A 26,856-nucleotide genomic window follows, 5' to 3' on the forward strand; every position below is an offset into this window, starting at 1 on the left:
CGCCACAAAAAAGATTAGATACCGCTATTATGCAAAAAGCTATCCAACGTTTCTTTGACACGGGTTTTTAGGGTCATATCTAAAGACGATTGTGGCGTTTTAACTTCGCAACCGCCGCGCTCGAGTGTGGGTTCTGCAATTAGCTGCCAATTATTATCTGCAATAGTTTGCTCACCATAGCTTTGCTTTACCAGCTCTAGGTCGTCTGGGTTTAAATGCACACGAACTTTTTCTTGCTCAGTATTTAATGCATCTATGCTTTTTTTAAGCGTATGTAAAATAACATCGGGTGATGTTTTAATTTCTTGATAGGTGATAGCCTCAGCCAACATAACCGCTAATTGCACTAAGTGCTTTTCTGCCAGTTCGTCCACTTTGTCGAGCGGAGCGCTGAGGTTGTCGATTATGCTACGCAAGCTGGTTAACTGCTCTTCTATTAACGGCTTAACATCTTCTTGGCCTTGTGTTTTACCAAGCTCTACGCCTTCTTTGTAACCTGCTTCTTTGCCCTCACCAACCCCTTTTTCAAAGCCATCTATGTAGCCTTGTTCGTGCCCTTGCTTTAAGCCTTCCTCATAAGCATCTTGCCTAATGCGCTCAAGCTCTGCCATAGTTAACGAAGGCAGTTCAGGCTCTTGCGGCTGAGTGTCTTCTACTGCTTCTTCTTCAACTTCTTTTTTATACAAATCAGAAAGCGGTGTACCAAAAGCCGTTGAACGATTGCCAAAACTACGCTCATCAGGCGCAACATCAGGTATTGGCCAGTTTTTTAAAAGCTCATCAGCTTCATCTGCATGTAAAGGACGGCCTTTTAATTTAGACATAGCTTACAGGAACTCCTCGCCGCCACCGCCGCCTAACTGAATCTCACCCGAATCAGATAAGCGCCTTGCTGTTGAAAGCACTTCTTTTTGGGCCGCTTCTACTTCACTTATTCTAACTGGTGCCATGGCTTCTAAGTCATCGGCAAGCATTTCGGCAGCACGTTTAGACATATTACCCAAAATTTTATCTTTAAGCGCTTCGTCAGTGCCTTTAATTGCTTTCATGAGTACGTCTTGCTGTACTTCACGTAGTATGGCTTGAATACCGCGGTCATCCACATCCATAAGGTTTTCGAATACAAACATAAGATCTTGAATTTGCTGAGACATTTCTTCATCGTGTTCACGAATAGAGTCCATCAGCTGCCCTTCAACATTTGTATCTAGGTAGTTCATGATATCTGCCGCAGCTTTTAAGCCACCCATTTTAGCGGCTTGTGCACCAGCTTGGCCGGCAAATTGTTTTTCCATAATCTCGTTAAGTTCTTGTAAAGCTGCAGGTTGTACTTCTTCAAGGTTTGCAATACGCATGGTTAAATCTAGGCGCACTTTTTCAGGAAATTGCGCGAGGATTTCTGCCGATTGCTCTGGCTCTAAATACGATAAAACAATGGTTTGAATTTGCGGGTGCTCATTACGAATAATATTGGCAACTTGCTTTGAGTCCATCCATTTAAGTGAATCTAAGCCTTTAGCCCCTGAGCCCATTACAATTTGGTCTATTAAACTAGCTGCTTTATCTTCACCTAATGCGGCGGTGAGCGCCTTTTTAATAAAGTCTTCTGACTGGAAGCCAATAGTACTAAAGCTTTGTATTTGCTCTATAAATAAATTATGAACTGCGCTAATTTTAGATTGCGACAAGTCATCCAGCGCAGCCATAGCCATGCCTACCTTTTGCACTTGCTTAGGCTCTAAGTGCTTTAGGATTTGCGCTGCGTCTTCTTCAGATAAGCTCAATAAAAGAATCGCGGCTTTATCTACGCCATCTAACTTGTCAACATCAAATGCTGGCGGGAGTTGTTTTTGTTCTTGATCAGTCATCTTCTGTTAACCACGCTTTCACTACTTGTGATGAGAGTTCCGGTTCGTTCGCTACAAGTGCTCTTACCGCTTTAAGCAAATCTTCGTCGCCATGTAAGTCTGGCAGCTGCAGTGTACCATCACTTGAGAAACCAACAGCAGCAGAATCAAAGTCTTTATTTAGCATATCTAGCGTGCTATCGCCAATATCAACCCCTGAGCTTAATGCATCTTCGTCGTACTCTTCAAGCGTATCATCTGGGTAGATCAAGCGCTTAAGCATAGGCTTAACAACCGCCATAATTAATACAATAATAACTAAGGCGCCAAGCACAAGGCGGATGATTTTCATAAACCAATCTTGTTCCCACAGCGGTACTTCTAAGTCTAAATCAACTGCTTCACGCACAAATGGTACGGTTACCACTTCTAATGCATCGCCACGTTGCATATCAAAACCCACCCCACCTTGTAATAGGCGACGTATATTTGACAAAGCTTCTACTGAGCGCGGTGCCATGGTTGTTTCGCCGTTTTCACCTTCTTTGGGCACATAATCAACAGCTACCGATACGCTAATTCTGCGAATAACGCCTGTTTGTTGACGCTTATGCGAAATAGTGGTGTCTAGCTCAAAGTTACGCGTGGCCTCTTTATGCACTCGGCTTGGGTTGGTTGCCGTACCAGCATTGCCCTGGCCTGCCACTTCTGGGATAGTTGAATTCATAGGGGGCTGATTAGTCAGTGCCCCAGGAATACCTACTGCTAAGCCACCTATGTTGTTTTCTTCAAATGTGGTTTCGCTTCTGACTGCTGGTAAGTCTGGGTTGTAGCGCTTTTGTGTTTCCTCTACTGAGCTAAAGTCCATGTTTAAATCAACTTGCGCCGTGTAGTTACCCAAGCCGACTACAGGAATAAGAATACTGTCTATTTTTTCTAAATACTCTTGCTCACGCTTTCTTTCAATGTCGTACTCTTTACGAGAGCGTGCTGCTAATGAGTCTTGTGAGCCTGAATTAAGTAAGCGGCCATTTTGATCTGTTACCGTAACACGTGAAGGCTCAAGCCCTTGTACTGCAGAGGCAATCATATCAACGACTGAATCAATCTCTTCACCATCAAGCGTACGGCCACGTTTAAGAGTCAATACCACTGTGGCTGATGGCTTTTTCTCTCTGCGTGCGAATACGTTTTCTTTTGGGATGGCTAATAAAACTTTAGCGCGAGTAACGTTGTTTAGTTCTTCTATAGTGCGGGCAAGTTGTTGCTCGCGACCGTGCTTTAAGCGCTCACGCTCGAGCCGTTGGCTCACACCAAAACCCATATCTTGCATTATGATATCGGTGCCTGAGGTAGGGCCTTGCTCTAAGCCTTCACGCGCCATCAATAATTTAATGTTTTGATACTCGCTTTCATCAACCGAAATAACGTTGCCGTCTAGCTCGTAGTCAATTTTTTGTGCATCTAAAAAATCAAGTGTTTGGATCAGCTCTTCTGTAGGCATTTTGCCAAGCGGACGCATATCGGGTTGGCGCGCCCAAATAATCACAAATATGGCAATAGCTAAACAAATAGCCAGCGCAATAATTAGGGTAACTTGGCGAAGCACATCAACCCCATTTAAGGCGCTTAAGTAGCCCGACTTTTGTTCTTGTTGCTCGATGTCTTCACTTTGGTCAATACCGCCGCCAGCAAGAGCAAGATCTGTTGATTGATTAGATTGCGCCACAATAATTCTCCACTACCTACTTAAACAGGCATGTTCATAATTTCTTGGTATGACTCAACAAGTTTATTTCTTACTTGTACTGTAGCCTCAAATGCCACTGATGATTTTTGCGAAGCAATCATTGCCTCAGCAAGCGATACACTTCTGTCACCCATTTCAACAGCCACGACTTTTTGTTTAGCATCTTGTTGTAAGCCATTAACCGTATTTAATGCATCGCTTAGTAAGTCACCAAATTGAGCAGATGACGTTGGCTGAGCTTGCGTTGGTAGCTTATTAATTTGATTTGTATGGCCTGCTTCTAAGGCCATAGATTGCATTTCTTGGAATAACGCGCTGTTTTGAATTTTCATAATTTTCTCTGGCAAATGCAGTTAACGTTCATAAAGGGATTAAAGCACAAAGCGTGCCATAAAAATAAACCTTTAATAACATGCAGTTAACTATTATTTTTAAGAGTCAGAGATTTGACAACCCTAAACTAAGCGTGGTTAGTTTAGGGTTATGTACAGAAGGGAGAGTTAGTTTATGCGGGTAGTGAAATACCTAAATCGCGCATTTGTGCGAGTTTATAACGTAAAGTACGCGGGCTGATGCCAAGTGTTTGTGCAACATCTTTACGTTTGCCTTGGCAACGCGCGAGGGTTTCTAAAATTATTTTATGCTCTTTATCTTTTAGCTCATCTTTATAGCTGCCAGTATCTACGCTTGGCAGTGAGCTACTTGCCTCTACAGGCGTTATTTTGTCATCATAATATGCGTCACTGGGGGTACTCTCTTGCTCAGGCGCTATAACCTGAGTAGGCGCAGTGGTGCTTGACGCTTGCATTAAATTTTCAATAAAAATAGCCTGCTCGCCAATTACACTGCCCGTTCGCAAAATAAGCGCACGTTGAATTACATTATCAAGTTCGCGCACATTACCTGGCCAGGTATGGCTCAATAGTTTTTGCTCGGCATCACTATCAAGCGTTGCTAACGGCTCTTTATTTTTAACTAAATGGCGCTCTATTAAATGCTTAGCCAATACAATTATATCGCCCGGGCGCTCACTAAGTGGTCGCCACATTAATGGGAATACATTTAAGCGATAATATAAGTCTTCTCTAAACTTATTATCTGCAACAGCTTCTTTAAGATCGCGGTTACTGGTTGCGAGCACTCTCACATCGAGTGAAATTGTTTTGCGCGCACCTAAGCGCTCAACTTCACGCTCTTGTAATACTCTTAATAGTTTAGCTTGCAGCCCTAAGTCCATTTCTGTTATTTCATCAAGCAATATAGTACCACCTTGGGCTTGCTCAAATTTACCTGGGCACGCTTGTATTGCACCAGTAAAGGCGCCTTTTTCATAGCCAAACAAGGTGGCTTCAAGCATATTTTCGGGAATAGCCGCGCAATTAATTGCCACAAAAGGCGCATCGCATCGGTTTGATTTATCGTGAATATATCGCGCTAATACCTCTTTACCTGAGCCGCTAGGGCCAAGCACCATTACACTTGCATCTGAGCGAGCCACTTTACTTGCAAGTTCTAATAGTTGAATACTGCTGGGGTCGGCTACAATTGGGCCATCAGTGTCTTTTGGTTTTTCGGGTAAATAGCGGCTAACCATATTTAAAAGCACCTCAGGGGCAAATGGTTTAGCCATATAATCAATTGCACCTAAGCGCATTGCCTCTACGGCATCATCAATCGTTGCGTAAGCTGTCATCATTAATACGGGGAGTTCTGGGTAGTTAAGCTTAATGCTCCTGAGCAAATCTAGGCCGCTCATCGCGCCCATTTGCACATCACTTACAACCAACGAAAACTCAGATTTTTTTAATTGGATCATGGCTTGCTCAGCACTTTGCGCTGCAACGCAGGCAATACCTGACATTTCTAACGTGTCTATGAGTGCTTCTCTTAAGCCTGCATCATCTTCAACTACCAGTATTGTATTGCTCATGCTGTTTTCTCCTGCGTTGAGGCCGTGAATATGGGCAGCAATAAACTAAAACATGCACCACCATTGGCATTATTAACCACTTCAACACGTCCTTGATGCGCGTTTGCCACAGAACTTACTACAGCAAGCCCAAGCCCCGTACCTTGGCTTTTAGTGGTATAAAACGGTTCAAAAATTTTCTCTATTTGGCTCAGCTCTACCCCAGGGCCGTTATCGCATACGCTAATACGTACGGTGTCAGGTTCGCTACTATCTCGCTGTGCTTTTAAGGTCACTTTTGCCTGGCTGCCAATAATTTGAATACTATTGTGAATAAGATTTTGAATAGCGCTGGCCAGCGCAGTTTTATTACCGGTGATTTCTATATCTGGCTCTGGTAACTCAACAGCAAGTTCGCTGTTATTTAAAGCCACCATAGCATCGGCACCAAGTTTTACTTCGTTTAAAAGTTGCTGCATAGAGACTTGCTCAACCACCTGTTGTTCGCCACTTTTAGCAAAAAGTAGCATGTCATTAACTTGGGTTTCTAAATCTTTTAAACGCGACATAAGCTTGGTTTGAAAGTTATCGCGTGATGTTTCAGGTAGCTTTTTAGAGCCCAAATTGGCCGCGTATAACATAGCTGCAGAAAGCGGTGTACGCACTTGGTGCGCAAGCGATGCCACCATTTTACCAAGCGCACTCAAACGTTGCATATGTGCAACACGCTTTTGTAAACGACGGGTTTCTGTTAAATCGGTCATTAATATAAGCTGACCAGGCTCTGGCGCAAGTGCAGTAATATCAAGTTTTATAAGGCGACCATCTTTTAAAGATACTTCGTGCCCATCATCTTGATGCGGGCGGAAAGAGCGTTGAATAATATTAAACCACTTTTCACCTTCTAGTGGCTCGCCAAGCATATCAATGGCTATTTGATTGGCTTTTGCAATAAGGCCTTTGCCATCAAGTACAACAACACCTGCTGGCATGGTATCAACTAAGTGCGACAGCCAACTTGCTTGTTGTCTTAAATCACTTAATTCACCAATGTACTCTTCTTGGAGTAAACATGGGTTATACTGATTTGCAGTAATAAACTGTGGTTTAAGTACACTTGCAAGGGCCATAATCAAATCTCTTAATGATGTAGATACAGGGCTTAATGCAGAATTTATACCAAAATTATTTTATATATTTTTCATTTAGTTAGCTTACAATAACGCGTAACAAAAAAATGACGCACAAAAAAAGGAATAATAATGAGTGAGCAAAATAAATGCCGTTGTGCGTGGCTCGACACCACAAAACCAGACTATGTGAAATACCATGATGATGAATGGGGGGTGCCCCTTTATGATGACACACTATTATTTGAATTTATTACGCTAGAATCAGCACAAGCGGGACTCAGTTGGTACACTATTTTAAAAAAGCGTGCAGGGTATAAAAAAGCATTTGCCAATTTTGATGTGCAAAAAGTGGCTAACTTTACAGCCGATGATATAGAGCGGTTAATGCAAGATAAGAACATAGTACGTAACCGATTAAAAATAGCTGCCACGATTAATAATGCTCAACGGTTTATCGAAATTCAAAAAGAGTTTGGCAGCTTTAGTCATTATCAATGGCGATTTGTGGACAATAAACCAATTATTAATAATGTAAATAGTGATGAAGACGCTCCTGCAATGACCGAAGAGTCAAAAGCATTTGCAAAAGATTTAAAAAAACGAGGCTTCAAGTTTTTAGGGCCTACAACGGTGTACGCACATATGCAGGCCTGTGGCATGGTAAACGATCATAGTAGTGATTGTTTTAGAAAAGAAGAAATTATAAAGGCTTTTGGTTGATAAGTTATTTATTACCATAAAAGTGATCTGTTCACAAAGAGGATAAGAGACGCTTCGCTTTAGAGCAGTAACGTGTAAGCTAACTGTGGTTTCTCATTTAACCTCGTTTTTTTGGGTCTAAGTAATTAAAAGCTGCGCTTTTTACGCGAGCAAGCTCAGCGTCTACCTTCAAAGTTTAAGTTTGCGTTTATCTTATAGACGCCAAGCTTGCTTGAGTGACGGGCAAAGCCCGTAAATTAATTTCTCAAAAATGAATAATAAATAACGAAAAACCTATCAGCATTTGCATACTGCTAATCTCGTGACAGATTGTACTTTTTCATTTTTTCGACAAGTGTTGTACGCCTTACACCTAATATTTCTGCGGCGCGCGCAACAACATAATCAAAACGCTCTAACGCTTGGGTAATTAAGCTTATTTCAAGCTCTGCTAAATAATCTTTAAGTTCAATGCCCTCTTCGGGTAATACGCCAGATCCCTGTTGGCTAAATTCAGGCTCAGGGTCATTATCATAATCGCTAAAACCTGAGCTAAAAATATCGTTAAAGGCATCTTTTTCAAGTAGCTCTTCAGGGTATTCAGGCTCGTAGGCATCTACCTCGATGTAGCGGTATTTATTAGGTAAATCGGGTACATCCACTACTTTTTCAGGGAACATAATCACCATGCGCTCCACTAAATTAGCAAGCTCACGGATATTACCAGGCCAAGCATGTTCTTTGAGACTCTCAACTGCGCGCTCTGTAAATTTAGCCGACGTACCACTTTGCTCATTAACACGGCGCATTAGCTCTTTAAGTAATAAAGGTATGTCGTCAGCACGCTCATTAAGTGACGGGTTTTCAATAGGAAATACATTTAAACGGTAATATAAATCTTCCCTAAAGCTGCCCTTTTCAATCATTTCCTCAAGGTTGCGGTGGGTAGCGGCAATAACACGTACATCTGCTTGAATCGCTTTTGTGCCACCTACACGCTCGTAGCTACGCTCTTGTAATACGCGAAGTAGCTTAACTTGCATTTGCAGTGGCATATCGCCAATTTCATCTAAAAACAGCGTACCGCCTTGCGCTAATTCAAACCGCCCTTTACGTGCAGAAATAGCGCCGGTAAACGCCCCTTTTTCATGACCGAATAACTCACTTTCAAGAAGCTCTCCTGGAATAGCACCACAGTTTACTGGTACAAATGGCCCCGTATTGCGTTTAGATAATAAATGTACATTACGCGCAACCACTTCTTTACCCGTACCCGACTCACCTAAAATAAGCACGTTTGCATCGGTTTTAGCCACTTGCTCTATCAAAAAGCGTACGTTTTTAACCGCGTCAGTTTCCCCTACTAAACCATCAAATGTTTTATGTGGCTTATGATGCTTGTGACTTCCAGGAAGCATACGTTGGTACTGTTGGCAGTCGTGTAATAACTGTGTGGTTACTTCGTGATTAAACGGCTCACAAATTAGTCCCACTACATTAGCAATGCTTAATAATGGCTTGAGTGTTTCACCAATGAGTAAAAAAGGCAGGGTTGGGTAGCGTTTAATTAAGCCTTCATGATCTAAGCTTTGTAATGCGCCTAAAATAACAATGCATTCTTGCTGTTGATACTTACTACATACTTCTTCAAAGTCATTTTCATCAAGCAACTGCACAGCTTCCCCAATAAAGGTAAGTGATGCATGTAATCCTATTGCACGGTTATTATTATTATCTAAAATCAAGATCATAGTTAGCGAGCCATAATTTCACTAATTTATTTTATTAGCTAAATTGTAAGCGAGATCTGTATGGATGCAAGTAATAGCGGCGGTTTTTTGACATAAACGCCAAAAAATAGACATCGCTATAAAACAATAATACTTAATAATTAAAACTTAAGTATTGTTTTGCTGTTTAATACTTAAAGCTAATGCTATGTCTTGTTTTTTACTTAGTGTATAAATCTACGTAGGTCAAAAATATAAACTATAATTAACTTAAGTTGAAAGCAACAATGCCGATAACTAAATAAATGCAATATGCTTGGCATTAATATTGCTTTTGTTACGTACAGACGATTTCACATATTTATTTAGGATTTTCCATGGCTCATGTTTCATTAAAAAAATATTCTCAAGTGCGCGCCAGCAACATCGCAGAAATGGCGCCCTATGAGCAAATTAACCTTATTTTTAGTAACATAATTGGCCGTTTGGCCGCTACTAAAGGGTTTATTGAGCGCAAAGAAATAGAAAAAAAAGGCGAAAACATCTCTGCCTGTATTTTACTCTTAGGTGCATTACAAGACGCGCTTAATTTAGAAGTGGAACAAGATCCGAGTATTTCAAATAATTTATTAGCACTTTATGACTACTGCCAAAGACGCCTTGTGCAAGCAAATGTTGACAATGACATTAAGATTATTTCTGAAGTAGCTGGCATTATTAAAGAAATTAAAGAAGGGTGGGATAGCATTCCTGTCGATCAGCGTAATCCTGCGGTATAAGCGAATGGCTTTAGAGGAAACAAGTAAAGCTGAGCATATTAATCAATTGCTCAACAGAATCGAATTATTAGTGCAAAGCAATAACGCTGATGAAGCTCCCCCTATTATGGATACTTTAAATAGTGAACTTAAGCGCTGGTGCGAAAGTGAGAACCCGCCTACCGCTGAGCAACTTGTGGCTGTGCAAACCAATATCAACAACATTAGCAAACAGGCAAATGCTGTAAAAAATGAATCATCTAAAGCCATAATTAAGCAAAAAAAAACAGGTAAAGCAATTTCGGCTTATAAATCGGTATAGCTACTTCTAGCAGTTTTAAAACTTACTAAGCATCTTAAAGGCAATATTTAGACATAAAAAAACCGTTTTAAACGGTTTTTTTTGCTCGTAATTAATATGGAAAATTAAGAATTATTACTCACCACACCAGGCATATTTTCAAGCTGCGCTTGCACGTAACTACTTGTCGAGTTTAAGCTCGCTACCAATAAATCCATGGCGTTGTATTGAGCGTATAGCCTGTCAGATAACGATTCCATTTTATTTGTTAGGCTTTCACGTTGGCTATCAATATCATCTAGTTGATTTGTTTTACTTTCGATACGGTTTTGGATAATGCCGTCAGAATCTGTATAAAAGCTCATTAACTCATCAAACGATTGGGCAAAGCCGCCTTCGTCTTCATCAGAGCCTACAAAAAACTGCTGCACTAAGTCGACATCTTCATCAATTTTTTCATTTAAAGTCTCGGTATTAAGCGTCAATACTCCATAACGATCGGCTTCAACACCTAATTGCGAAAGTGATAATGAGTTGCCATTGCCTAAATCTACAGAGTCGGTAATCTGCTCTCGCAATTTAGACATTACACCGCGTAGTAACGAATCACCGGCCATTACACCAGCGCCATCTTCGCTTGATGCTCCTAAGTTATTACTAAGTTCAAGTAATTCATTGTAACTAGAAATAAAATTGTTTAAGCCCGATTGGATATTGTTATTATTTTCGGTTACCGATATATCACTTAAATCATCATCAGTACCCTGAGCTTTTTTAGCGGTGATTGTTATACCGTCTATAACATCAGTAAACGTATTTGAAGAACTACTAACTGTGAGTGAGCCATCAATGGTAATGGATGCATCGGTTGCAGCAATAATTTCAGATGCATTTTGTACACCTGCAGAGTCAAAAGCTAAACGAGATAGTCCGTTGGTATCTGTGTTATTACCGTCAGTATCCGTTACTTCTACTTTAATCTCGTTTTCTAAGCCACTCTCTTTAGCTGAAAGAACTAAATGCTGGCCTGTATCATCCGTTATGATTGTTGCGTTTATGCTATCGTTATCGCTGCTGTCGTTAATCGCGTCTCTGATTTCGCTTAGAGTTGCGGTGTCTGATACTTCAATATCAAAGCTATTCTCGCCGGAGCTGAGTGTCATAGTACCTTCACCCACAGCGGCGTCAGCATCAAAAGCTTCTGAAAGTATTTTATGCTCCGTAGCAAGGTTATTAACCTTTACAGAATAACCACCTGGTTGGGCGTCTTCATCAGCACTAATCGATATAAAATCATCATTGCCTGACGTGCTACGTTTTTGGTAATTATCTGCATCACCTAGCGCTTCCATTGCTGTTTGTACTTGCTGTAGCGCAGACTTTAAAGCCCCTACAGCAGAAATATCAGTAGTTAGCGTACTTTCTTGAGTATTTAGGCGAGCCTCAGCTGGAGCCTGCTCAGCGTTAACTAATGCATCAACTATGTCTGATACAGCTAAGCCAGAGCCTAAGCCATTAAACGAAATAGACATACTTCACCTCTTTATACTCAAAAAATTTAACTAATAATATATCAACGATACGTCGACTAAACGGTTTGGTCGATTAAAATACCCGCAGATTCAGAAAGCTTTGACACTAAACTTAATACCTCTTCCGAAGGGTATTGCTTAATTACATCACCACTGGTTTTATCAAGTATTTTAATAACATCACGGCCTGAGTCTTCATCAACTTGAAATTGCAGACTACGGTTCATTTCACCCATAAAGTCCTGCAATTGTTGCGCCACTTTTTCAAGCTGTTCACGCTCAAGCTGTTGGTTTTGCGAACTATTAGTCTCAATTCCTTGTTGTGCGTATTGGTTGCTTAACTGATTTTGTGGGCCTTGTTCATCCGTTTTATTTACGTCATCAACAGCGCGCTGAGTCAATACTGAGCCAGCCTGCCCTATTTGTTTATCTTCACCAGTTAAAGATGTTGATGCTATAGTAACTTCTGCGTTTGAAGTAATGGTGTTCATAACGCCTCCTAAAATTGCCGAACTTGTATAGTTATTAGACTAACAATAGCTTAATTTATACCCTTAAACCACAAAAGGAGGTAGCTAAAGCCACCTCCTTGTTTTTTAAAACTAATACTGACTTTTTGTACTAGCTAGCTATTCATTAAGCTATAACGTTTTACTTATTAACCTAGTAAGCTAAGAGCTGTTTGTGGTAACTGATTCGCTTGCGATAAGATTGATGTACCCGCTTGTTGCAAGATTTGGTTTTTAGTCATCTCTGCTGTTTCAGTTGCAAAGTCTGTATCTTGGATACGGCTACGTGATGCCGATACGTTTTCAGAGATGTTTGATAAGTTGCTAATAGTGTGATCAAAACGGTTTTGAACCGCACCTAAGCCAGCTCGCTGAGCATCGATGTTAGCAATTGCGTTATCAATGATATCTAGTGCATCCTGCGACCCTTTTTGGTCAGTAATATCGACATCCGCTACATTGTTTAATTTACTTGTAACTTCATTTGTTGTAGAAGCTAAAGAAGTATCGCTCGCCTCAACTGTAAAAACTTCAGAAGAGTTAAGTTGTATACCACCTGTAATTCTTGTTGAATCATTAGTAGTTCCAGCAACTGGGCCACTAGTTAATACTGTTGGGGTAGTATTATCCTCGGCAGTACCATTATAACTTAATGCAGAAACTGTTAGAGTTGCAGCTACATCGGCACCTGCAGCATCCGTAGTTGCGAAATCTTCGATAGTAACATCTTCGCCTTGATTGTTCGAAATGCTAAGTACGCCATTATCTATTGTAGCTGTAACCCCGTGCTCATCAGTGCCAGCATTGATAGCTTCAGCCATAGCTAGCTCATCACTTACAGTGTTAGCTGTTGCTACAAAAGAAACTTTTTCATCATTTAGTTTAAAACTTACTGTTTCGCCTGCTACTGTAGCCGTACCACCAATATCTAAAGTCGCCTCTGTTCTTGCCTGGGCTGTTACTCCTGTTGTATTAGTAGCTTGATTAATAGAAGCTGCAGCTTCTTTTGCTGAAGCGCCTGAAGCTATATTGATTGTAGCATCACCTCTACCAGAAATGTCGTAAGTGCCACCTGCAACTGCACTAGCTGGCGCAGTAGTGCCCGCTGCAACTGTAGTACCAAAACCTGTATTGGCTGCACCTTGAAGGTTTGTTTGGTTAGAGCCTATTTTTTCTGCAGCTACACTTGATAATGAAACGTTAATAGTTTCATTTGAGTTAGCACCAATTTGGAAAGATTTAGAACCAAAACTACCATCTAGAAGCTGTTGACCACCAAATGATGTTGTATCTGCGATACGTGTTAATTCAACTTGCAATGCAGACACTTCCTTTTGAAGTGACTCACGGTCTTCTGTTGAGTTTGAGCCGTTAGCAGATTGTAGTGCTAGCTCACGCATACGCTGTAAAATGCTTGTAGACTCGCTCATTGCACCTTCAGCGGTTTGTGCCATTGAGATACCGTCGTTAGCGTTACGTTGTGCTACTGCTAAACCATTTACTTGTGATGTTAAACGGTTTGAAATTTGTAGGCCTGCCGCATCATCTTTTGCGCTGTTAATGCGCATACCTGATGATAAACGCTCCATTGACGTTGCAAGGTCAGAGCCTGAGGTAGATAGGTTACGCTGAGCGTTTAATGAAGATACATTTGTATTTACTGAAATCATAATAAAACTCCTGATTACTTTCGTAATGTGACTGTTTAGATTTAACCAAGAGCTGTCACAATTGTATGTTCAAGCTCTGTACTGGTTAAGTTAACGGCAGGAGAAAATTTATCTTTAGCGTTATTTTGATTTATTTTTAAAGTTATTAATAAAATAAATATAAACAACTAATTTTAAAGGAAATAATAAATTAAATTCCCCCTGAAAAAGTTTTTCATTCACGTACAACGTGCTATTTTTGGACAAAAAACAAAAAAGCACACCTATCAAGATGTGCTTTTTTATAAGTTTTATTAATAGCGTTTATTACTAACCACCTAACAAGCTAATCGCAGCCTGTGGTACTTGGTTTGCCTGCGAAAGGATTGATGTACCTGCCTGCTGTAGTATTTGGTTTTTAGTCATCTCTGCTGTTTCCGTTGCAAAATCGGTGTCTTGAATACGGCTACGCGATGCGGTTACATTTTCTTCAATGTTTGCAAGGTTGTTAATTGTAAAGCTAAAGCGGTTTTGTACCGCACCTAATCCCGCACGCTGCTCATCAATATTGGCAATGGCATTATCAATTATTGAAAGCGCATCTTGAGAGCCTTTTTGAGTAGTCACATCAATATCGGCTGCATTTTCAAGTTTACTGGTGGTCTCATTAGTAGTCGCAGCTAAAGATGTATCATCTGCAGTAGCAGTAAACACTTCTGCAGAATTAAGCTGAATACTTCCCATTACTCGTGTTGAGTCTGTACCAGTACCACTGGTAAGTGTTACTGCGGTATCTGGGTTACCATCATATGAAGCTGCGGTAACAGCTAAAGTAGCAGCAACCGGCGTACCTGTAGCATCAGTCGTTTCAAAATCTTCGATTACGACGTCTTCACCTTGGTTGTTAGAGATAGTTAGCACGCCATTTTCAATTACAGCTGTAACGCCGTGCTCATCTGTACGCGCATTTATCGCTTCAGCCATTGCTTGCTCATCGCTGTCTACATTAGCAGCGGCCACAAACGATACTTTTTCGCCATTTAGCTCAAAGCTTACTATTTCATCAGCAACGGTAGCTACACCACCAATATCAAGAACGGCCTCAGTACGCGCTTGCGCAGTAACGCCGGTAGTCCCCGTCATTTGGTTAATTTTAGCTGCGGCATCTTTTGCTGTGGTACCTGCTTCAATATTAATTATTGAATCATCACGTCCTGAAATCGTATATGTACCCGCAGCGACTGAGTTTGCAGGTGCAGTAGCGCCAGCCGCAACGGCAGTACCAAAGCCTGTATTTGCAACACCTTGTAAATTTAATTGGTTTGACCCAATTTTTTCAGCTGCAACGCTTGAAAGTGATACATTAATGGTTTCGTTAGCATTAGCGCCTACTTGGAAAGTTTTACTACCGTAACTACCGTCTAGTAACTGTTGACCACCGAATGAGGTGGTTTCTGCAATACGGGTTAGCTCAACCTGAAGTGCTGATACTTCTTTTTGCAGTGCTTCTCTATCTTCTGCTGAGTTTGAACCATTAGCCGCTTGCAGCGCAAGTTCACGCATTCGCTGAAGTATGTTGGTCGACTCACTCATCGCACCTTCAGCGGTTTGCGCCATTGAAATACCATCATTGGCATTACGTTGAGCCACTGACAAACCATTTATTTGAGAGGTTAAGCGGTTTGAAATTTGTAAGCCCGCCGCATCATCTTTTGCGCTATTAATACGCATACCTGATGATAAACGCTCCATTGAAGTTGCTAGGCCTTCGCCAGATTTTGTTAAGTTACGTTGTGCGTTCAATGACGACACATTAGTATTTACTGTTAATGCCATTTGACCATCTCCTAGGTTTAAACAGAGTGTGGTTCAACACGTTTTAACAGGAACCACTATTCGATAATTTCTTATCATTAGAAAAGCATTTACTGTGCCAACTTTAAAAAACATTTAAGTGGTTGTTTTTAAGTAACTTTTTTAAAAGAATTGGAGAGTTAACGATGCGTTAATTGTTTAGGCATTAAAGTGACAAATTATTGCCACGCTGATGAGGGAGGTTTTTGCCGCTTTGTATTAACCAAAGCGGCAAGGTATTTCTGCTTATAATTTATTTACAAGTAATCAAATAATGAAAGGTTAGTTAAACGGCCAAATGTGGCTTGCGAGGCTTGCAGTGCGGTTTCTTGTTTAGTGAGGTCACTAATAGCTTCTGCCATATCTACTTCTACTAGATCAGAAAGGTTGCTTTTGTTTTGAATATCTTGCGCAAGGTTTGAGTCGCTTACACTTTCAACCGCATTCATACGCCCGCCTAAGCTCGCTTGCGTATACACAACTTGCTCACTTGCATTTTGAAGCTGTACTACACCATCAGCTAGCACTTGCTGAAAATCATTGTTATCCAGTGTACCATCATTTAGCCCTGTAATGAGTGATTGTAATGTATTAAGCACATTTTCTTTGTGCGGCTTTTCGAGGGTAAAATCAAGCTGGCCTGGTGCTGCGCCTTCAAATTCGATTTTCATTCCAGCAAAATCGATTGGCTCATCCGTTACCTCGCCAACTTGTGCAGGGCTTAGCGACACACCGTCACGCAAAATTTCATAAGTATCGGGGTCATTAGCGGTAGCGCCTGGCGTTATTATAACATTATACGTGTTCGCTGTTGCCGCAGCGGTTGGGTCAGCATTGTAATTATCTTGATGGAAACGGTCGAACTCTGTTTGACCATCTACATAAACCGTGCCCGCTGTAATATTATTTGCAGGGGTAGTTACCGGGATAGTAGCTTGATTATCTGTAACATCTAACCTTGCATCGCTTTTTTCAAATGTATCAAAACCGTTATCGCTTGATTTAATACTCACCCCTTCAGCAATGGTTATAACATGCTGGCCTTGATCCCCATTATAAGTGTACTCACCTGTTGTAGAGTCAAACTGATAGGGTTGAGTGCTGTCTTGGTAGCCTGAAAATATAAACTTACCGTCTTCTGAGCGGGTATTCATTAAATTGACGAGTGTTTTTTGTATTTCACTCAGCTCAGCCGCGATTGACTCTAAATCATCTTGAGTATATACACCATTACCTGCTTGAATCGCTAGCTCTTGCGCTTGTTGGATATTGGTATTTATACTTTGTAAGATGGTTTCTTCAGTCTCAAGACGGCCAGTTAATTGGTCAATATTTTTAGTATATTGCTCATTTGTTTGTATTTTATTTGAATACAGCATTCCTTGCGAGATAGCGGCAGGTGCTTCTGAGGTAGTTAAGTATTTTTTACCTGTTGTTACTTGCTCTTGTGCATTAGCAACACTTTGTTGGTTATCGAGTATTTTATTAATGTTGTTTTGATACATTAAGTTATTTGATAAACGCATAATTACCTCGCCGCACTTAATAAGGTGTCAAAAACTTCTTGGGCCGCAGCTAGTACTTGAGCTGATGCCGAATATGATTGTTGGAAACGTAGTAAATTGGCTGCTTCTTCATCAAGGTTTACACCCGAGAGTGATTCATACCAGGCTTCAGATTGCTGGGCTAATGCATCAAATGCACTGGCACTGGTAATGGCTTGACCAGTGACTACACCAATATCACTTACTAACCCCGAATAGGCTTGATTAAATGTGTCGTGATTGTCGGCAGTGGCTGTTGTCACTACATTTTTCCGCACTAATTCGCCATTTTGTAAATCAGCGAGTTTTAAACCATTGCGGTTATCATCAAAGCCGCCTTCGTTAAATTCAAGGGTGAAAGTGTCTCCAGTGGCTGGCGTGCCTTCAATGTCAAAGTCAAAGCCATAGTTGCTATAAGGTGCACCAGCCTGAGCCAGTATACCCTCTGCCGGTGGCGTTATAGTAAAGGTTGTGGTGCCATTTGCATCTGTAATTTGGTATTCATTTGCAGCGCCCGTTTTAACAAGAGTGATATCACCATTGGCTAAACTAGGGGCGGTGGTAAAGCCACCCGATGTAACGCTTGTTACTTCTCCAGCTGAAATAGTAGCAGTGCCTACATTATCTATGCTGTTAGCTGTACGAATAGGCGATGCCAGAGCTAAGTCTTCACCGCGGCTTGTCGCAAGGGAAATACTGGTCGCCGCCTCAGAGTTAAGTTTAATTTGAAACTGATCGCCAGTATTACCTGTACCCGTTACATTAATTTGTAAACCAAACGACTCCCCACTTGTAATGTCGTCTGAGTCGATGACACCAGATGGGGGTATCGTCGCTAAAGAAGCGCTGCCTATCGGCTCCCCTTTATTATCAACGGGCTGAATGCTCACTTCATTTGCATTAGCGGTATAAGTAACAATAAAGTCGCTGGCAGGCAGTTCACTGCCTTTACCGGCCTCAAGCGTGGCAGTTAAACTGGCGCCACCGGTATTAGCTTGATATGCATAAGCACCCACAGTAGGTATGGTAAATATATCACCGCCTAGCTCGCCGTTAGCATCCATACCCAATTTATTTTGCTCGTTGAACGCATCTGCAATTGCCAATCCCATTTGGCCAATCTGGTTTTGTGCAGGCACGAGTATGTCGTCTCTAAAAGCCAACAAGCCGCCAATTTTGCCTTTTAATTTAGTTGCATCTATTTCTAGCGGCACAGCTTTGCCGCCATTAACGTCAAGCGTCAATTCTTTAAAATTAGGATCGGGGTCGCCCGACAGTGAAAACAAGTTAAATGTACCGTTTTCCATAACTAAAGATTCACCGCTGCCCATAAAGACGAGTTTTTCGCCATTAGGGCCATCAAGTGTTTCTATATCAACAAGCTCTGATAATTCACGAATCGCTAAGTCGCGCTGGTTATAAATAGAGCTTGCGTCAGAGGCGTTATTTGTGCCATTTACGACTGCAATTTCTTGGTTTAACGTATTTATATTTTGGATAAGTGAGTTGGCTTCTTCAGAAAAAATCTCAAGCTGCTCATTCACTATACCTTGTTGCTCAAGCACGATACCCGAAAGCCTATCCATTTGATCAACTAAACTTTGCGCATCGGTCATTACTAATGAGCGAGCAACCGACGAAGAGGGCTGGTTTAGCGCCTCTTGCACGTTATTAAATAATGAATTTATGCCCGTTGATAAGTTATTAGACTCTTCTGAAAAAATAGTATCAACACGGTTGGCTTCTGTTACAAATTGATCAAAAAACGATTTATTTGACGTATCGCGGTTTAACTGCGACTGGGCAAACTCGTTCAATAATCTGTATGTTTCGCCGCGTCCTACTTGGTTATCTACCATCGTGGTAAATTCAGTGCGCTCACGTACGTAGCCTTCTGTATTTACATTGGTGATGTTTTTACTGGTCGTTTGCAACAGCTCAGAGCTTGAACGCACCCCAGCACTGGCAATATTTAATAAACTAAACGACATATTACTTCACTCCTTGGGTAAACGCGCTTGTTGCAATATTTTTAAGCTCACTACTATTTAGCACTTTTTTTATTTTGCTCGCGTAATTAGGGTCCGTTGCATAGCCTGCTTTTTGTAGCGAATCTAAAAATTCGTTTGGCTGTGCTGTTTTTTGTAATGCTTCTTCGTAACGTGGGTTTTGCGTTAAAAAATCGACAAAGTCGTTTACGCTTTCTTTTATAGAATCATAAGCTCTAAAACTTGCTTGCTTTTTAACAGGCGTGCCTTGCTCAAATTCAAGCGTTACTTTACTTGCTTTGTCGCCTTCCCAGCTTTTATCTGATTTAATATTAAACAGGTTATTTGAGCTATTACCGTCACTTTTATTAATAATATGCTTGCCCCATCCAGTCTCAAGGGCCGCCTGAGCGACCATCACTGCAGGGTTTAAACCTATTTTTTCGGCCGCTGTTTTGGCATGCTCCCACACGGAACTCACAAACTCTCCAGCATTATTAAATGTCGGTTGCTGTACAGGCTGTGTTGGGGTTTTAGTGTCTATTGCTTCGCTGCTGAGGGCTAAGTCGTCTTTATTTACTTGCTCAACACTATTCAGTTTTTCGTGGGGTAGTTCAGAGCCTGCGCGTTTATCACTGATAAAGTCGTTGGTTGTTCTTAACACTGAGCCAGGCATAAAGTTTTCAGCCTCTGGAGAGAGCTGCTGCACAATTAAATCAGCCAAGCCTAAAGACCCATTTGATGAAAGCTCAGAAGAGAGCTGCTGATCGTGCATTTCTTCAAAAAACTTTACGCCGCTAGAATTAAATGGGCTGTCTTCATCTTCAAATGCTTCGTTAGCTTTACGCATGCCTTTTAGAAGCATCTGCGTAAAAATAGCTTCAAATTGTGCCGCTGCTTTTTTAAGCGCCGCTTTAGAGGCATCAGTAGATGCATCACCGCTGTTTAAGGCGTCTTGACGTAAAGTATTAAGATTACTTAAATCAAAAAAGTTTTGCTTATCGAGGTGATTTGTTTCCATCAGCTTTTTGACACAAAAATGAATAATACTTCGATAAATGCAAAAATTAAGCCAAAGGCATTTTAAAGGCAGGTTTTATTAAAAAAGCTCGGCTACATTGTTGTAACACCAAGCTTTTAATAATTTAAATAACAACAAGCTGTCCGTTAATTGCACCCGCTTCTTTAAGGGCTTCTAAAATAGCCATTAAATCGCCAGGTGCTGCACCTACTTCATTTATAGCACGCACTAAGTCATCTAAGCTGACGCCTGGGTTAAATACAAACGCACGAGAATCATCTTGGTTAACGTCAATAATACTTTGCTGTGTAACGACGGTTTCGCCTTCTGCTAAAGGATTAGGCTGCGTTACATTTTGCTGTTCAGCAATCGTAACTGTTAGGCCGCCGTGGGTTATTGCCGCAGGCTGTAACTTCACATTTTTGCCAATGACAATTGTGCCTGTGCGTGAGTTAACAATGATTTTTGCAGAGGTGTCAGCAGGCTTAAACTCTAGGTTTTCAAGCGTTGATAAATAAGACACCCTTTGCGATGCATCACGCGGGGCAATAACGCGTACTGAGGCTGCATCAATCGCCTGTGCACTATTAGGACCAACTAAATCATTAATTGTTTTTTCTAGACGTTTTGCAGTAGTAAAGTCTGGACGATTTAAGTTAAACGTAATGTAGTCGCCTTGCATAAAAGGACTTTTAACTTCGCGCTCAACAGTAGCTCCGTTTGGTACGCGGCCGACGGTTGGGGTATTAATTACTACTTTGCTACCATCAAGCCCTTGTGCACCTAACCCCCCTACTATTAAGCTGCCTTGTGCTATGGCGTATACGTTACCATCAACCCCTTTTAAGAAGGTTTGCAACAACGTACCACCACGTAAACTGCCTGCGCTACCAATAGAAGAAACCGTAATATCGATTGTTTGACCAGGTTTTCTAAACGGCGGCAGCTCAGCATGAACTGCCACTGCTGCTACGTTTTTAATTTTAGGGCTTTGCGTTGAAGGTAAGGTAATACCAAAACTGTTTAACATGCCCCTAAAACTTTGTTGCGTGTAAGAGTTTTGCTCCCCTGTGCCAGGTAGCCCCACCACTAAACCATAGCCTACCAATTGGTTGGCACGGACCCCTTCAACCATAGAAACATCTTTTATTCGTTCCGCGCTGGCAGAAAATTGCCAGCCTAGCAGTATGATCAAAATAAACGCTTTAATGTTTTTCATACTACTATCCTTTAAAATGGAAATAACGAGCTACTGAAGAAACGGGTTAACCACCCTGGACTTTGCGCCTCTTGTGTTTGCCCTTTACCTGAATACTGGATGCGGGCATTCGCAATTCTATTCGACTCAACCGTGTTATCGGCGCTTACATCTTGCGGGCGAACTAGCCCTTCGAGCCTAATAAACTCTTCGCCAGTGTTAAGTGTTAGCCATTTTTCACCACGGATAACTAAGTTACCATTGGGTAAAACACGCATAACATTTACAGAAATATCACCCACTAAACTGTTTGACTGATTTGATTTAGAGTCACCGGTAAATGATGAATCACTACCAATACCAAACTGAATACTGTCGCCACCTATATTTACAGGTAAGCCACCTAATCCAATAATGGGGTCCAAACTGGCGTCGGTTTCTTTGTCAGTTTCAGTTTTTGCGGCTTTTGTAGCTTGTGTTGACTCTTCAAGCTTGACGGTGATGATATCGCCTGTTCTAAGCGCTTTTTTATCTGAATACAGGTCATTAAATGTGTTGGTATTAAATAGCGAACCTGTTGCAACAACGGGCTCTGCTACGGGCTCTGGGTACATGGGTGCGTAGTATGGGTCGTCTTGAACCACTTCACTATTTTGCGTAGAAACACAGCCACTTAAAAATATGGTGCCTGCAGCAAATAAAATAACTTTACGCATAACTATCCCCTTGTGCACGATTATAACTGTTGATTGATGTAGCTCATCATTTCGTCAACGGCTGAAATTACTTTTGAATTCATTTCGTAAACACGTTGTGTTTCGATAAGGTTTACCAGTTCTTCTGTTACATTAACGTTTGATGTTTCAAGCGAGCCCTGAATAATAGTACCCAACCCTTCTACGCCTGGATTACCTTGCACAGGTGCCCCACTAACAGCCGTTTCGGTGTAAAGGTTTTGACCAATTGGCTCAAGACCAGATGGATTAATAAAGTCGCTAATTGTTAGCTGACCAATCACCACATTATCGGCTTGCCCTGCAACACGTACAGATACTTCACCATCTTGAGAAACCGTAATTGATTGCGCATCATCGGGAACATTCATTTCGGGCTGAACAACAAAGCCAGCACCTGAAGTAACAATGCGGCCGTCTTCATCGGTAGTAAATTGTCCATTACGCGAATAGGCAATATTGCCATCAGGTTGCAACACTTCAAAAAAGCCTTCGCCTGAGATCATCCAATCAAGTGAGTTTTCAGTGGTAAGCATATTGCCTTGCGTAAACTCTTTTTGGTTAGCAACCACTTTTGCACCGGCACCAAGCATTAGGCCTGATGGTAACTCAGTATCTTGTGATGATCGCCCGCCAGGTTGGTTGATGTTTTGATACAGTAAATCTTCAAAAATAGCGCGGCTCTTTTTGTAACCTACGGTACTGGCATTCGCCAAATTATTTGAAATAACTGAAATATCAGTTTGTTGAGCGTCTAGCCCTGTTTTACTTATCCACAATGCAGGATTCATAAGTATGCCCTCATTTTAAAGTTAAACTATGCGCATCAACTGATCTTGACGTTCGTCAATCTCTTCAGCTGTTTTCATTAGTTTTACTTGTAACTCAAATTGACGTTGGTGGTTGATCATATCGACCATTTCGTGAACTGGATTAACGTTAGACATTTCCAGTGCACCACTTAACACTTTTACATTTTCAGAGGTATCAACGGTTTGCCCAGGTACTGGTCTAAATAAACCATCGTTACCTTTTTCAAGCTGCCTGCTGTTTCCTTCAACAACACGTAGCGTGTCTACTTCTTCTAAAAAATTGGCTGGTGCGCCTTGCGGGCGAACCTGAATGGCGCCATCTGCACTAAAGCTTATTTTTTCAATAGGGACAGGTAGAATTACGGGGCCACCTTCGCCAATAACTTGACGACCATGGCTCGTTACTAACATGCCTTGTGCAGTAATGTTCAGCGTACCGACTTTAGTGTAGGCTTCATTCCCTGAGTCATCTTGAACAGCGAGCCAGGCGTTATCGCTCATGGCAATGTCTAAATCTCGCCCTGTTTCGATTATGCCGCCAGAGGTCATGTTAGAACCAGGTCGCTCTTGCATAGAAAACACTCGGGTCGGCAAGCCCTCGCCAAATGCTTGCATAGAACGCGCTTGCGCGAAGTCAGCTTTAAAACCTGTGGTATTTGCGTTTGCCAAATTATTGGCTTTAAGTGCAAGCCCCTGTAGGCTTTGCTTAGCGCCAGAGGCCGCAATGTAGACCATTTTGTCCATAACATCGACTCACATAAAAAATCTCTGAGTTGATAAATGCAAAATAGATGCCAGATTAAATTTGACGCAATATAAGGAAGGTATTGAACGGTTCAGCTAGGCTAATTTGTGGTATTAGGTATAAAAAAGGCTGCAAAAATGCAGCCTTAAAATCTTAACCAAAAATAAGGTTAACTTATCGAATCTGCAAAATACTTTGCTGAATTGTTGAGTTAACTTCAAGCGCTCGAGAGTTTGCTTGGTAGTTACGTTGAGCGGTAATCAAATCAACTAATTCGTTTGTTAAGTTGGTATTTGATTGCTCAAGTGCGGATGAATTAATACTACCAAAAGTACCCGAGCCTGCTTCACCGGCTACCGGCTCGCCAGAGTCAATACTTTGCTTCCAGCTGGTATCGCCTACTTGCGATAAACCTTGTGAGTTTGGAAAACGTACCATAGCCACTTGCCCTAAGTAGGTTGAATCACCATTACTGTACGAGGCCACAATTTTACCGTCTGTACCAATATCAATACCCGCTAAACGACCGACTGTAGAACCATCTTGGTCAAGGGCTTTTACTTCAAAACCACTTGAGTACTGAGTGGGAATACGTCCTGCTGTGTTATTTTCATCGCGCCAATTTAACTCAATACCCGTGCTTGGAAATGTCGCGCCGTTATCAAGCATTGACGATAAACCAGTGCCTGCACCTGCCGGTAAATTAATTTCGTCAAATGTTGTGGCGTTAGTATTTGCTATACCGTTGGTTGTCGCAGGTAAACCACTAGAGTCGAAGCCAAGTGTAGCTATCGGTGTATAAGGTGTAGTTGTTTGCTCTGCACCTGATGTACCATCTACAACTTTCCCATCTAAGGTGGCGTATACCTCCCAGCTGTTATCAGTACCACCTGCAGCAGCGTCTTCTTCTTTAACAAAAAAGTACTGAAGAATATGCGGCTCACCCAGTGAATCATAAACGGTTGTAGACGTTGACGAGTTATACGTACCATTTGATGTAGGGTCAAAAGCAAGGCCTGTAGCATCTGCTGTTGCATCTAAATTAAATGACAAAAATACGTTTTCTGTAGCGCGAGGCGAACCAGATGAATCAGGAATTTGAATTGGGTTAGTTGTACTTAGACTTACCGATGTGGTGTCCCCACTTGATGCATCAACCGGAAAAGCTTGTAAGTAATTACCTTTGGCGTCAACCATAAAATTGTCTTGATTAAGCTTAAATGCACCTGCACGAGTATAGGTTAAATCTTGCGACGAAATATCATCGGTCATTGCAAAGTAACCTTCGCCAGTAATCGCTAAGTCTAACGAGTTGTTAGTAAATTGCAGTGAGCCTTGATGAAATTGCTGTGCAACCATGGTTGTTTGCACACCATCACCATTTTTGGTTTTACCTGCGCTAAACACAGATGCAGCATATACATCAGCAAATTCAGCCCGCGATTCTTTAAAACCAGTGGTATTTACGTTAGCAATATTATTTGCTGTTACGTCTAAGTCTTTTTGAGCGGCAGCTAGGCCTGTAAGTGCGATATTAAAGCTCATAATTCACCTCTAACTTTTAATCTAATAGCCTGCTAGCAGGCGAAATACTTTTAAATGGTTATGCGATCTCTGCGACATCCGTCAACCTAACCGCACCCTCTTTGGTGTTAATAATAATGCCACTAGAGCCGTTGATATTAACGCTTTCAATGTTTTTGAATGTGGCTACCGGTAAGCTTGAAAACTCGCCGTTGGTACTGCCCTCTGCAGTAATCGTGTATTCGCCCTCTGGTAGGCGTTCGCCAGATTCATTATTCCCATCCCAACTAAAGCGCACAGCACCCGCTGCTTGCGAACCCATATCGATAGTTCTTACCAGTTGCCCAGAGGCATCTGTGACTTTGATTTTTAAATTATCAACGGCTTCTTCAGCAACTGCCGACCCTTTTGCCTCGCCACTTTCACCAAGTTCAAGCGTATTAGATTCTAAAAGCGCTTGTTTACCAACCAGGGTTGATGCTTGTAAAGCAGAGTTTGAAGTCATTGATGAGGCAAGCGACTCAAAATTTGTGTTTAAATCTGTGATACCTTGCGCCATGGTAAAATTAGTCATTTGCGCAATCATCTGATCGTTATCAGCCGGATTACTCGGATCCTGATACGATAGCTGCTGAGTTAGCAACGAGAAAAAATCTTCCTGTGTTAACGCATCGCTCTCTTCAGTGGAAGTCGCTACTTGAGTCTCTTGCCAAGTAATCGAGTCCATAAAAGATGAACTAGTACTAATATCGTTACTCATAACCTACCCTCGGTTATCGCTGCCCAAGTAACAGCGTTTTGCTTAACATTTGCTTAGCTGCATCGGCAACTTGCACGTTTGTTTGATATGAGCGAGAGGCAGAGATCATATTTGCCATCTCCTCAACAACATTAACGTTGGGTTTATAGATATAGCCATTTTCATCCGCACTTGGGTGATTAGGGTTATATTCAATTTGTAGTGGTTTGTTACTCTCAACAATCCCCAACACTTTAACACCAACAGCGGAGCCCTGAGGGTTACTGGCTGAGGCAGACGCTTTAGTCAGCTCGGCAGCAAATACAGGTTGGCGAGCTCGGTATGTTTTGTCTTGGGATGAACTTATTGTATTAGCATTCGAAATATTACTCGCGGTAGTATTTAGGCGCACATTTTGCGCACTCATACCACTGCCTGAAATATCAAAAACATTATATAAACTCATAATTATTACCCTTGACTACCGAGCGCTTTATTCAGGCCCTTAAATTTACTACTTAAAAATTGCAGGCTTGCCTGATACTCCATCGCATTCTGTGTATACAAGTTTCGTTCCACCTGTATATCAACTGAGTTACCATCGCCTGTATCTCCTTGATTTGGAGTGCGAAATAATTCAGAACCACCTACGCTGCGAGTACCGCCAGCAATGTGTTTTTCATTGGTTGTGACCATGCTATTGCCGCTTTGCTGAGTTGACCTTGCCGCTTTTAATGCAGAGGCAAAGTCAATATCTTTTGCTTTATAGCCAGGCGTATCAGCATTCGCTATATTTGTGGCAAGCACTTCTGCCCGCTGTGAGCGGATCAACATCGCATGCGGATGGACACCTAATGCTTTATCAAAACTGATAGCCATA

25 protein-coding genes are annotated in these 26,856 nt (G+C 41.6%); 3 read left to right on the plus strand and 22 right to left on the minus strand.

Annotated elements, in window-relative coordinates; all coding sequences use genetic code 11:
• Positions 1–14: 14 nt before the first annotated feature.
• From fliH to PSH50_RS14130, 6 genes are all read right to left on the minus strand, one after another.
• On the minus strand, positions 15–824 hold the full coding sequence (gene fliH, locus PSH50_RS14105; RefSeq protein ID WP_064386715.1) for a flagellar assembly protein FliH: 810 nt from the start codon (positions 822–824) through the stop codon (positions 15–17).
• A gap of 3 nt (positions 825–827) precedes the next feature.
• On the minus strand, positions 828–1,868 hold the full coding sequence (fliG, locus tag PSH50_RS14110; protein ID WP_004588291.1) for a flagellar motor switch protein FliG: 1,041 nt from the start codon (positions 1,866–1,868) through the stop codon (positions 828–830).
• Positions 1,861–3,576 (minus strand): flagellar basal-body MS-ring/collar protein FliF, encoded by a 1,716-nt coding sequence (gene fliF / locus PSH50_RS14115; protein ID WP_273587044.1) that lies wholly within the window; start codon positions 3,574–3,576, stop codon positions 1,861–1,863. The genes fliG and fliF overlap by 8 nt, the downstream gene beginning before the upstream one ends.
• A 20-nt stretch (positions 3,577–3,596) precedes the next feature.
• Complete coding sequence (gene fliE / locus PSH50_RS14120) at positions 3,597–3,929, minus strand: flagellar hook-basal body complex protein FliE (protein ID WP_004588289.1); 333 nt, start codon at positions 3,927–3,929, stop codon at positions 3,597–3,599.
• A 173-nt stretch (positions 3,930–4,102) separates the two neighbouring features.
• Entirely contained in the window at positions 4,103–5,527 is a 1,425-nt protein-coding gene (locus PSH50_RS14125; protein ID WP_055019769.1) for a sigma-54 dependent transcriptional regulator, read from the minus strand.
• Positions 5,524–6,636, minus strand: coding sequence for a PAS domain-containing sensor histidine kinase (locus PSH50_RS14130; RefSeq protein WP_273587043.1), 1,113 nt, complete (start codon positions 6,634–6,636; stop codon positions 5,524–5,526). Before PSH50_RS14130 ends, PSH50_RS14125 begins: the two co-directional genes overlap by 4 nt.
• Before the next feature lie 132 nt (positions 6,637–6,768).
• On the opposite strand from PSH50_RS14130, the gene PSH50_RS14135 reads away from it, so the two are divergent.
• Positions 6,769–7,359, plus strand: a complete 591-nt coding sequence (locus PSH50_RS14135) for a DNA-3-methyladenine glycosylase I (protein ID WP_273587042.1) — start codon at positions 6,769–6,771, stop codon at positions 7,357–7,359.
• Between the two features lie 293 nt (positions 7,360–7,652).
• On the opposite strand, the gene PSH50_RS14140 is transcribed toward PSH50_RS14135, so the two are convergent.
• The gene (locus tag PSH50_RS14140) at positions 7,653–9,089 is read right to left on the minus strand and encodes a sigma-54-dependent Fis family transcriptional regulator (RefSeq protein ID WP_138540814.1); all 1,437 of its coding nucleotides are present in this window, start codon (positions 9,087–9,089) and stop codon (positions 7,653–7,655) included.
• A 356-nt stretch (positions 9,090–9,445) separates the two neighbouring features.
• Between PSH50_RS14140 and fliS the strand changes: the two genes are divergently transcribed.
• On the plus strand, positions 9,446–9,847 hold the full coding sequence (gene fliS, locus PSH50_RS14145) for a flagellar export chaperone FliS (RefSeq protein WP_273587041.1): 402 nt from the start codon (positions 9,446–9,448) through the stop codon (positions 9,845–9,847).
• A gap of 4 nt (positions 9,848–9,851) precedes the next feature.
• A complete protein-coding gene (locus PSH50_RS14150) occupies positions 9,852–10,148 on the plus strand; it encodes a hypothetical protein (RefSeq protein WP_273587040.1) in 297 nt (98 codons plus the stop codon).
• Positions 10,149–10,252: 104 nt separating this feature from the next.
• On the opposite strand, the gene fliD is transcribed toward PSH50_RS14150, so the two are convergent.
• The 15 genes from fliD to flgB all read right to left on the minus strand — a co-directional run bounded on the left by fliD (position 10,253) and on the right by flgB (position 26,855).
• Positions 10,253–11,659: a flagellar filament capping protein FliD gene (gene fliD, locus PSH50_RS14155; protein ID WP_273587039.1), complete on the minus strand. Its 1,407-nt coding sequence runs from the start codon at positions 11,657–11,659 to the stop codon at positions 10,253–10,255.
• A gap of 56 nt (positions 11,660–11,715) precedes the next feature.
• On the minus strand, positions 11,716–12,150 hold the full coding sequence (locus PSH50_RS14160; protein ID WP_273587038.1) for a flagellar protein FlaG: 435 nt from the start codon (positions 12,148–12,150) through the stop codon (positions 11,716–11,718).
• Between the two features lie 167 nt (positions 12,151–12,317).
• Entirely contained in the window at positions 12,318–13,841 is a 1,524-nt protein-coding gene (locus tag PSH50_RS14165) for a flagellin (RefSeq protein WP_273587129.1), read from the minus strand.
• A 306-nt stretch (positions 13,842–14,147) separates the two neighbouring features.
• Entirely contained in the window at positions 14,148–15,653 is a 1,506-nt protein-coding gene (locus tag PSH50_RS14170) for a flagellin (protein ID WP_273587037.1), read from the minus strand.
• Positions 15,654–15,928: 275 nt separating this feature from the next.
• On the minus strand, positions 15,929–17,197 hold the full coding sequence (flgL, locus tag PSH50_RS14175; RefSeq protein ID WP_273587036.1) for a flagellar hook-associated protein FlgL: 1,269 nt from the start codon (positions 17,195–17,197) through the stop codon (positions 15,929–15,931).
• 2 nt (positions 17,198–17,199) lie between these two features.
• Complete coding sequence (gene flgK, locus PSH50_RS14180; protein ID WP_273587035.1) at positions 17,200–19,206, minus strand: flagellar hook-associated protein FlgK; 2,007 nt, start codon at positions 19,204–19,206, stop codon at positions 17,200–17,202.
• A gap of 1 nt (position 19,207) precedes the next feature.
• Complete coding sequence (gene flgJ / locus PSH50_RS14185; RefSeq protein WP_273587034.1) at positions 19,208–20,224, minus strand: flagellar assembly peptidoglycan hydrolase FlgJ; 1,017 nt, start codon at positions 20,222–20,224, stop codon at positions 19,208–19,210.
• Between the two features lie 124 nt (positions 20,225–20,348).
• Positions 20,349–21,443 (minus strand): flagellar basal body P-ring protein FlgI, encoded by a 1,095-nt coding sequence (locus PSH50_RS14190; protein ID WP_055016790.1) that lies wholly within the window; start codon positions 21,441–21,443, stop codon positions 20,349–20,351.
• 11 nt (positions 21,444–21,454) lie between these two features.
• Complete coding sequence (gene flgH, locus PSH50_RS14195; protein WP_273587033.1) at positions 21,455–22,138, minus strand: flagellar basal body L-ring protein FlgH; 684 nt, start codon at positions 22,136–22,138, stop codon at positions 21,455–21,457.
• A 20-nt stretch (positions 22,139–22,158) separates the two neighbouring features.
• Positions 22,159–22,947 (minus strand): flagellar basal-body rod protein FlgG, encoded by a 789-nt coding sequence (gene flgG, locus PSH50_RS14200; RefSeq protein ID WP_004588020.1) that lies wholly within the window; start codon positions 22,945–22,947, stop codon positions 22,159–22,161.
• A gap of 21 nt (positions 22,948–22,968) precedes the next feature.
• The gene (locus PSH50_RS14205) at positions 22,969–23,712 is read right to left on the minus strand and encodes a flagellar basal body rod protein FlgF (protein WP_055016788.1); all 744 of its coding nucleotides are present in this window, start codon (positions 23,710–23,712) and stop codon (positions 22,969–22,971) included.
• Between the two features lie 175 nt (positions 23,713–23,887).
• Positions 23,888–25,258: a flagellar hook protein FlgE gene (gene flgE / locus PSH50_RS14210; protein WP_138540805.1), complete on the minus strand. Its 1,371-nt coding sequence runs from the start codon at positions 25,256–25,258 to the stop codon at positions 23,888–23,890.
• Positions 25,259–25,316: 58 nt separating this feature from the next.
• The gene (locus PSH50_RS14215; RefSeq protein WP_055016786.1) at positions 25,317–25,997 is read right to left on the minus strand and encodes a flagellar hook assembly protein FlgD; all 681 of its coding nucleotides are present in this window, start codon (positions 25,995–25,997) and stop codon (positions 25,317–25,319) included.
• A gap of 13 nt (positions 25,998–26,010) precedes the next feature.
• Complete coding sequence (gene flgC / locus PSH50_RS14220) at positions 26,011–26,442, minus strand: flagellar basal body rod protein FlgC (RefSeq protein WP_004588016.1); 432 nt, start codon at positions 26,440–26,442, stop codon at positions 26,011–26,013.
• A gap of 5 nt (positions 26,443–26,447) precedes the next feature.
• Entirely contained in the window at positions 26,448–26,855 is a 408-nt protein-coding gene (gene flgB / locus PSH50_RS14225; protein WP_029773927.1) for a flagellar basal body rod protein FlgB, read from the minus strand.
• Between the last annotated feature and the right edge of the window lies 1 nt (position 26,856).

It is taken from the genome of Pseudoalteromonas sp. Angola-7, from assembly GCF_028599255.1.
In the GTDB taxonomy this organism is placed as follows: domain Bacteria; phylum Pseudomonadota; class Gammaproteobacteria; order Enterobacterales; family Alteromonadaceae; genus Pseudoalteromonas; species Pseudoalteromonas atlantica.